The organism is Collinsella aerofaciens (genome assembly GCF_039836695.1).
Lineage (GTDB): Bacteria > Actinomycetota > Coriobacteriia > Coriobacteriales > Coriobacteriaceae > Collinsella > Collinsella aerofaciens_BD.
Genome location: NZ_JBDPAC010000009.1, coordinates 79,577 through 87,465, shown reverse-complemented (window position 1 = coordinate 87,465; position 7,889 = coordinate 79,577). Strand labels below are relative to the sequence as shown.

Below are 7,889 nucleotides of genomic sequence, written 5' to 3'. Positions count from 1 at the left end.
TGTCGGAAGGGAGTGCAACGCGAGCGACCGGTGAGGGCCTGCGGGGGTCCAGGGGGAGGCGGCGCCGGAGCGCTCCCCCTGGGCGGGAGCCGGGGGATGTGGGAGGCGGCTCCCAGCTGGGAGCCGCCTCTGATGCGAAGCCGATCCTATCGCCTCAATGGGCGCCTGGAATATCTGGCGCTCGATTCATCAAACACAGTTGCCAAGACTTCTTCCTCCCGCTTGAGATAGAAATAGAGAAAGAGGGCGCAACAGATCGGGTAGGCGAAGGCGACCAGCAGCTTGATTTCAAAGAGGTAGGCCAACGCGATGGGTGCAAGGCTTTTAATCAAGATCACTACATCCACCAGAGACGGCCTTACGCAATCACGCCTGATACCTTGAAATCGCTCGCTTAAAATCATATAGTCGATAAACCCCATGATATTCCTTTCAACGCTATGGTTTTCGTGGGCTTGACTGCGAGCCGCCTCCCCAAAATGCGGCTCGCTTTTCTTTTCGATCTCACCTCGCTTTCCACTGGACTGAAAGCGACTTGGGGCAGGGCTGCGAACAGCCCTGCCATTGTTTGCCTCCTATGCAGCGGACTCCGCTACTCGGGCAACCATGCTGCCGCTGAACATGCCGTTAGGGGCAAGTGTGCTCGCTGCCATCGCGACGATGAACGGATAGCCGATCTCCAAACACTTGCGATACAGGTTCAGGGTCTCACTCTCATCGATCGGTGCCTTGTCGTGCGCCGGGAACTGACCGACAAAATATGCGCGCCCGTCCAGAATCGCAAACCTCGCCGACAGTCCGGTTCCAGGTTCAAAGGAGCGCTCGATAGCCAAACCGTGCAGATAGGCGCTGTAGACCTTGAAGCTGCCCCCTTCGAGGACATCGGAGACGACAATCCCCTTGTCGCCGGAACCGTCATCGAAAAGACCGCCGTAGCGGAAAAACCCGTACTTCGCAGCCCCCTTAATCTCACTGAGAATCGCCTTGTTCTTATTAGAGACGCCCTCGACACGGTCGAGGTACTCATCAATGCACCCACGACCGAACACCATGCTGTCGAACATGATCCACTCGGTGAAGGCATAGTTGAGCACTGCTTGAGCAATCCCCTCGCAACCGTCAAGGTCGACCTCGTCGCCACAGAGTGCCCTAAAAGAAGCCCATGCCTTATCGAGGAACTCGCCCTTGTGCAGCACGCACCACATGCCCATGCCCTCGATCGCCCTGTCGACGGCTTCCTCATCGTAGGCGTTGACAGTCTCCTTTTTGTCCATGATCGGACCTCCTTAACCGCACGGCGTCGGCACCGCCCCTTGCGTGTGCACCTCACGACCCCGCCGCGCGTCGCTTTAGCTCCGGCGAAAGCCGCCGCGGGAGGGCGCGGCCCGTCAGGGGTCTGCACGGCAACCTCCACCAGGCCCCGCGCCCCGCGCGGGGGCTTGTGCGGGGTTCCGTGCGGGCCCTTGACGGGGTGCGGCCCCCGTGGCGACGGAGCGTGCGCGATCGGGTTGACGCCCTGGCGCGCGGCCGCGCCCCGCGCGGGCCGTCGGCGGTGGACGCGGACGCCACGGCAGTGGCCGCACCGGCGCAGCCGGCGGCCGAGGGGGTCGCAGGGGGACGGGCCGCATCCGTCCCCCTGCGGACGAGCGAGCGTTGTGCGCGCTTTCGACGGCCGTAGGGGCTCCCTGTATAGCCCCAGGCTGTCGGAAGGGAGTGCAACGCGAGCGACCGGTGAGGGCCTGCGGGGGTCCAGGGGGAGGCGGCGCCGGAGCGCTCCCTCTGGGCGGGAGCCGGGGGATGGAAAAGCCCGCCGGGTCGGGGCGGGCTTCATCGGGATCCCCTCGCTAGAACGGGATATCTTCGTCGTACAGGCCGACAGCGGGCGTGATATGTAGGCGGCCTGCGTCGGCGCTACTCCTCGGAACCCTCCGGCTTGATGGTCGACAGGTCCATATGCCTGCGAGCCTAGAAGAATATAAGCCAGATCGTACCCAAGAGCAGGGAGACATATCCCACAGCGGTCACGAGGAAGTCTATGAAGGCGAGGGCCGCGGCAGTATCGACCCGGATGCAACAGGGAGCCAAGTTCGATGCGAACCCATGCAGGGGATACATGGCACAGATGAGGCATATCGATTCGAGACCTACCGCCAACAGGGGATTCACCCCCGTCAGCTCCCTCGGATAGAACAAGCCCATCAGGACGGAATCCGCCACCAGCGCCGCCCAAATCAGGAACACGCCGACCTTAAATGCCTTGGTGTCCTCGACCAATGCCAGGGGCATCATGCAGCCGAAGAAATCGAGCAGCAAGGCCGAGGCGATCAGCTGGACTACCATCAGTCTGCCAGGCTCTCGGCGGAACCGACATCAGACGCGTCTCCGTTTAGGTCGACATCGACGACGACGTGGTTGCCGTCAGCGGAGACAACGGCGGCCGTCGCGTTCTCGGCGTATGCCGGGAGGGGCGCGATGCAGCCAATTGATGCAGCGACAATGGCCAGAGCGACGAGCGGCCTCACCGCTGCGGCGGGTAATTTCATTTCCATTCTCCATTCTTCCCAGAGCTAACAATTCCTCGACGCCGCCCGACCTTCGCCCGTGAGAAGAGGTGTTTCTCAGAGCGGCGCCGCCCCGGGGAATGTATCCGATTAAAATGCACGCAGAGTATGCTTGGGCTAGTTTTCCAAGGCCAGGATGCACGCCCTGATATACGCGCTGGTAGTGAGGTTTGAGGGCAGAATCTCCGGATGTGCCGCGCGAGCGCTCACGAGTCCGGTCATGAGGTCCTTGTACACCTCATAGGGGACGAGGGCCGTCCGGCTATAGCGCGTGGCACTCATCGATCGCTTGGGGTTGTCCAAAACGGAAAGATCGAGCTCCCCACCGTTGATACGGTCGCGAAGTGCATCCTCGATGACACGGCTGACATTGGCGTCTCTCCTGGGGCCGCCTTTCAGTTTGAGCTCGAGAACGCGACGCTCGAGGATTTCAGCCTCGAGCGGCGAAGTCGAGAAGGTGACCCTCTCTTTTTTGGATCCGGAAGAAACCTTGTTGGGTGTGGGGGACGCCGCGGGTTTGGATTTGCGAACGCTCGCATAGGAAATGGGCGACGCGGGTGCGTTGTCCTGAACAGGATCTTGCGGGGCGGGTCCCGCGGGGCGGGACCCGGAACGATTCTGTGCCCCAAAATTTGGCAAAGTGAAGCGTGGCGCATTGCTCATCATGTCGCCAACGAGGTTATCGGGTAGGTTAGAGGCCACAGTTACTCAACTCCTTCGGTTTCACCGGCTGCGGGCTTGAGCTCGCACCAGTTCATGATGTTGCCTACAAGGACGTCATACTCGAAAGCTGCGCCCTTGAGGACGTTCATCTCGTAGATGCTGCGACCGTTCGCCTGCGCGTCCTGAATGGCGACCGTTATACCGATTCGGCGCTGGAAGACCTTGAGGCCCATTTTGGGGAACTCTTCGACCATCTGGGAGGCAAAGGCCCTCGCGAGCTTGGCGATACCGCGATAGAGCGTAATGAGGACGGCGGGGGCACTAATCCATGCAACATCATAGGAATCGGATACCGCGCTGAGGAGCTCGAGGGTCTGCTCGACGGCCTCGGTTCCGAGCCTGTCGGCGGTAGTCGGGATGACGAGATGGGTGGCGGCAATGGTGGAGGAAATCGTCGAGAAAGTCATGCCGGGCTGGGTGTCGACAACGACGGCATCGAAGCCGTGCTGGGAGACGGCCGACTCTATTGCGCGCGTCAGAGAGTACTCATTGATCTCGTTACCCTCGAGGTCCCTCTCGTCAGAGACGTTGGCCAAATCGAGATCGCCGGGCACGGTCGCCTGCCCGTCCTCGGTGCAAACCACTTGGACGCCCTTGAGGAAGCTAGAACTGCAGCAGGTGCCTTTCGCGACGCAGTCCGACTCGATTCGCCCAAGCGAGCCCTGGGGATCCATATCCACGGCTAGGACCTTGAGGCCGCGGCGGCGAAGTCCGTCGGCGATTGCGTCTGCGGAAGTCGTCTTGCCGACGCCTCCCTTCTGGTTGGTGAACACGATCACAGGGGTGAAATTCGGCATAGTGATTCCTTTCAAATTGAAATTTAAAACAATTAGAGCCAGAAAATGCCTAGGAGCGACTGGCGATGCTCATGACCACAAGAGCGATCGGGATGGCGATGAGGCACGCTGCCGCGCCGACAATAAACTGAAGGACGGCGTAGGCGAGCCCGCTTGCAAAAAAGGCTACGAGCGCGACAAACCCCAAGATAAATTTGATGATTGGAATGTAATCAGGATAAAAAGACATAGACCTCCAATGCCCTAATTGGACCGATGGCGGAAACTCCGCATTAAAGGTTGTGATTTAATAATAACAGAATTATGTCATTAATGAACTGCGGAATAGATGAATAAAAGAATTAAAGAAGAAAATAAAAGTGCAACGACGGAATAAGCGATTATAAGAAAACATGGCGAAGAGGAAAGCGTAATCAATGAACTAAAGAAGTACGTAACTGTGTCATTGCGTAACTATGTCATTACGTAACTGTGTCATTGCGTAACTGTGTCATTGCGTAATATCACTTCATTGCAGTCGCGACTTGCAACTTTTCCTTGGGGGCTTTCCTATAAAGGCCTCCACCCGGAATCGTCCTCATCACCATTGTCGAATAGCTGGAGCACGATCGCAGCGGAAGTAATAAGAAGCAGTAAAGCCAACCCATCTAGCCGGAGAAGGTAGCTCAAGCCGGCGAGTGCAAGAAGTAGTCCAGAGGCAAGTAGGATAATAATCCGGGTCATATGCGTACCCGCCAAAGGATTACGGCGCTCACGCGGCATCACCAACGATGATGCTGTAGAGATCGTCATCTGACGCTATCAACGCGACGATATGGTTTCTCCTCCTGATGACAGTCCTCTTGGAGACGCCCAAGAGCGCGCCGATCCTCTCGCATGTCAGGTTGTCGATATAGGACAGCTGGAAGATAGATCCGAGTCCCGGCTCGCAATCGTCCAGCGCCTCGACGACGACCATTACGAGATTCAATGTCGAATCGATATGCAGGACGCGGTTCCTCATTCGCTCCCTCTCATTCGATCGGGACGGCAGCTGCCTGAGCGCTGTCTCGCACTGGCTTCTGATCGAGGCCAGATGTCTCAGCTCGGACAGAACGCATCTGACGCGCTCCTCTCGAGCGCCGATGCCGCCATCGTCTGAGGAAAGAGACGAGTCATGGTTCTCTCCCTCGATCCCGACGATTGCAGATTGTCCATTACGCTCGGTTCTAATAAGTCTTTCCCACGAGTTCTCTTCCATGTCACTTCCCCTTTCGACATTTATTCAATCGTTCGTTCAGCAGCTCACAGCAAAGATGTAGCCTGCTTGCGGGCCAGGTCTATCGCGAACTCCTTGTTATCGCCGCGATAGACGATTCCGTTCGCATCCACAACCGGATGAACCGGCCCGTCTCCGATGATGAGCCAGGCGCCGTCGGGAGCCCTTCGCAGGTGCTTTTCGCCGCGGCCTGTTCGCTGGCGTGCGGCCTCGACCATCTTTCGGCAGCCCTTGACGCTCGTGTCGAGAAGCCATTTCCGCAGCTGAGGCATGAATTTATCCTCGCAGCCGGCATCTTTGGCATCGGCCTGTCGGCGAGCCCATGCAGTGCCGATCTCGTCGGCCCCGAAGCCGAGACGGCGCAGCTCATCGTAGGGCTGGCGTGCGGCGTCGAGCTTGTTGCGGTTGATCGTTTCGTCGGCGATTTTCCTGAAATCACTTGCGGTATCGACCTGAGAGTCCATTCCGGGATAGACGTCCGGTTGGTTGGTTTGAAAATCCATCCATCCATCCGTCCAATCTTCTGGATAGTCATTACTTATAGGTATATAGGGGGATTCACCTGAAAAAATTGCAGGTGAGGAAGAATCTTCACCTGAAGAAATTTCAGGTGAAGAAGTATTTTCACGTGAAATATTTTCCGGTGAGGAAGTTTTTTCAGGTGAAGAAACTTCACGTGAAGAAACATCACGTGAAACTTTTGCAGGTGAGGAAGAATCTTCACGTGAAGAAATTTCAGGTGAGATTCGGAAAGAAGACCTTCCGGCGTCCGGATGGTCCGCCTGCCAAGCCTCCCTAGCGCGGACAATTGGCTCTGTGGCTGCAACAAGAGATCTACCGACGGTGTTCATGCCGTGGACATGGGATCCGCGCTCAACGACAAGGCCCATCTCGAGAAGGGAGGCGATGGTCGTGCGGGCAGTGCGCTCGCTCGTGCCGGACCAGTCCGCGAGAACGGCGGCTCCAAAATCGTAGCAACCCTTATCTACCGTGCAGGAGTAGATCAGGGCATATGCCACGAGCTGTGCGGGCCTAAGGCCCAAATAGCGCATGAAGCCGTGTATGGCGAACGAAGGACCGTAGCCTTCAGTCTCTGTCTCGAGAATCTTCGACACTATGCGGCCTTTCTCCTTTGCAGCGCCTGGACCGCCAGGGAGAACAACGCCTCTTCGTTGAAGACATTGCACTCCCCTGCCGCCCGCGCGGATTCGATTTCACTTATCAGGGACTCGCGTCCGTAAACGGACAGCATGAAGTTGACGAGCTCACCGGAGCGGAACTGACCACCGCCGACAGACAGGGGAACCGCTAGGTCAAAATAGGCGACAAGCGGCTGTCCGATGGTATCGACCGCATCCAGCGCAACCGCCACCCTGCCTGCGCCCGCCTTAAAGATAGCAACAGGAGACTGAAGGAGTTCGGGAACCGATGCAAGCAGCGAGGGCTCAATCCCGTGCCTGTGTGAGCGATTGGAGATCGTTGTCTCCCGTACGATATGTCGCACGGTGTGGCAGATAGGCAGGTTGGGAATCCCCGCCGCCAAAAGCGCCTTCGGTGTTTCGGGGAGAACGGGCACAGGCGCCTGTCGGTTATAGCCCTGGCCCCTCGCCTTTGCAATTTCGGCGAATCCAGTCCACATTCGGCATGAATTCGCGTATTCGGCTAGATCTTGATTGTTTAGACCCTCTACTGCGATGGTAGAATTAACTTGACCGACGAGGGCGCGATACCGTCCTATGTCGTCGAGATCGTGTTGACGCTGTTCACCTTTCCACATCCGTGAACTCCCTTCTTCTACGGTCTCACGTTTCGGGTGCGGCTGGGGCTCTTCCTTAATTTCCCAGTCGCACTTTTTTTCTGACACCCTAAATTGAACAGTCTTCGGGAACGATGCGGGACCCATCATGCGGCCCCCTTACGGCCGTCGCGGGCCATGTGCTTTGACATGCTCTCTTGCAGGGACTGCAGAGAGGCGTACTCCTCGTAAGGCATCTCATGGCTCGACTCGTTAATGAAAGGCGTCCTGCGCATATAGGCGTCGAGGTCGTCAATGTTGATGTAGATGGTCCGCGATCCACCACGGTTGAACGCGCCGTAGACGGCGGGGATCTCACCGGTTTCAATGAGTCCCTGGAGCACATCGACATGGCGATGGATATATTTGGCTGCCGCGGATTTAGAGAGCCATTTGCTACTCGCCCACGGCTCCAACCTCTCTTTGCCGCTCATCATGCGACCTCATTCCTTTTGGAAGTTCGCTCATTAGTAAAGCCAAGCAAATAATCAATCGAACAATCAAACTTCTTTGAAAGCTGCACCAGAATGGGTCCCGGAATTTGAGCGGGGTCTCTTTCCCAACGACCGATGGTGGCGCGCCGTCTTCCAACCAGCTCTCCGAGCTCTTCTTGGGACATGCCCAAACGGTATCGCTCAGACCTTAGATTTGAGATACCAGACATATCAACTCCTGTATGACACTACCCGTATGACTCGTACGACTTATTTATCGTACAAGTCGTACGAGTTGTCAACCATCCCGTAAGACAAAAT

Annotated in this window: 12 protein-coding genes; all 12 read right to left on the bottom strand. The window is 57.3% G+C overall.

The window, feature by feature from the left end:
• Positions 1 to 146: 146 nt before the first annotated feature.
• Positions 147 to 422 (bottom strand): hypothetical protein, encoded by a 276-nt coding sequence (locus ABG996_RS06015; protein WP_347479853.1) that lies wholly within the window; start codon positions 420 to 422, stop codon positions 147 to 149.
• Between the two features lie 153 nt (positions 423 to 575).
• Complete coding sequence (locus ABG996_RS06010; RefSeq protein ID WP_347479852.1) at positions 576 to 1,274, bottom strand: hypothetical protein; 699 nt, start codon at positions 1,272 to 1,274, stop codon at positions 576 to 578.
• A gap of 691 nt (positions 1,275 to 1,965) precedes the next feature.
• Entirely contained in the window at positions 1,966 to 2,340 is a 375-nt protein-coding gene (locus tag ABG996_RS06005; RefSeq protein WP_347479724.1) for a hypothetical protein, read from the bottom strand.
• The gene (locus ABG996_RS06000; protein ID WP_347479725.1) at positions 2,340 to 2,543 is read right to left on the bottom strand and encodes a hypothetical protein; all 204 of its coding nucleotides are present in this window, start codon (positions 2,541 to 2,543) and stop codon (positions 2,340 to 2,342) included. Before ABG996_RS06000 ends, ABG996_RS06005 begins: the two co-directional genes overlap by 1 nt.
• Before the next feature lie 135 nt (positions 2,544 to 2,678).
• Positions 2,679 to 3,263, bottom strand: a complete 585-nt coding sequence (locus tag ABG996_RS05995) for a hypothetical protein (protein ID WP_347479726.1) — start codon at positions 3,261 to 3,263, stop codon at positions 2,679 to 2,681.
• Positions 3,264 to 3,265: 2 nt separating this feature from the next.
• The gene (locus ABG996_RS05990; RefSeq protein WP_156597185.1) at positions 3,266 to 4,081 is read right to left on the bottom strand and encodes a ParA family protein; all 816 of its coding nucleotides are present in this window, start codon (positions 4,079 to 4,081) and stop codon (positions 3,266 to 3,268) included.
• Positions 4,082 to 4,130: 49 nt separating this feature from the next.
• On the bottom strand, positions 4,131 to 4,310 hold the full coding sequence (locus ABG996_RS05985) for a hypothetical protein (RefSeq protein WP_347479727.1): 180 nt from the start codon (positions 4,308 to 4,310) through the stop codon (positions 4,131 to 4,133).
• Between the two features lie 522 nt (positions 4,311 to 4,832).
• Positions 4,833 to 5,321, bottom strand: a complete 489-nt coding sequence (locus tag ABG996_RS05980) for a hypothetical protein (RefSeq protein WP_347479728.1) — start codon at positions 5,319 to 5,321, stop codon at positions 4,833 to 4,835.
• Positions 5,322 to 5,365: 44 nt separating this feature from the next.
• Complete coding sequence (locus tag ABG996_RS05975) at positions 5,366 to 6,454, bottom strand: hypothetical protein (protein WP_347500973.1); 1,089 nt, start codon at positions 6,452 to 6,454, stop codon at positions 5,366 to 5,368.
• Complete coding sequence (locus ABG996_RS05970; RefSeq protein WP_347479730.1) at positions 6,454 to 7,245, bottom strand: MuF-C-terminal domain-containing protein; 792 nt, start codon at positions 7,243 to 7,245, stop codon at positions 6,454 to 6,456. Before ABG996_RS05970 ends, ABG996_RS05975 begins: the two co-directional genes overlap by 1 nt.
• A complete protein-coding gene (locus ABG996_RS05965) occupies positions 7,242 to 7,571 on the bottom strand; it encodes a helix-turn-helix domain-containing protein (protein ID WP_347479731.1) in 330 nt (109 codons plus the stop codon). The genes ABG996_RS05970 and ABG996_RS05965 overlap by 4 nt, the downstream gene beginning before the upstream one ends.
• On the bottom strand, positions 7,568 to 7,798 hold the full coding sequence (locus ABG996_RS10840; protein ID WP_430733173.1) for a helix-turn-helix domain-containing protein: 231 nt from the start codon (positions 7,796 to 7,798) through the stop codon (positions 7,568 to 7,570). The genes ABG996_RS05965 and ABG996_RS10840 overlap by 4 nt, the downstream gene beginning before the upstream one ends.
• Between the last annotated feature and the right edge of the window lie 91 nt (positions 7,799 to 7,889).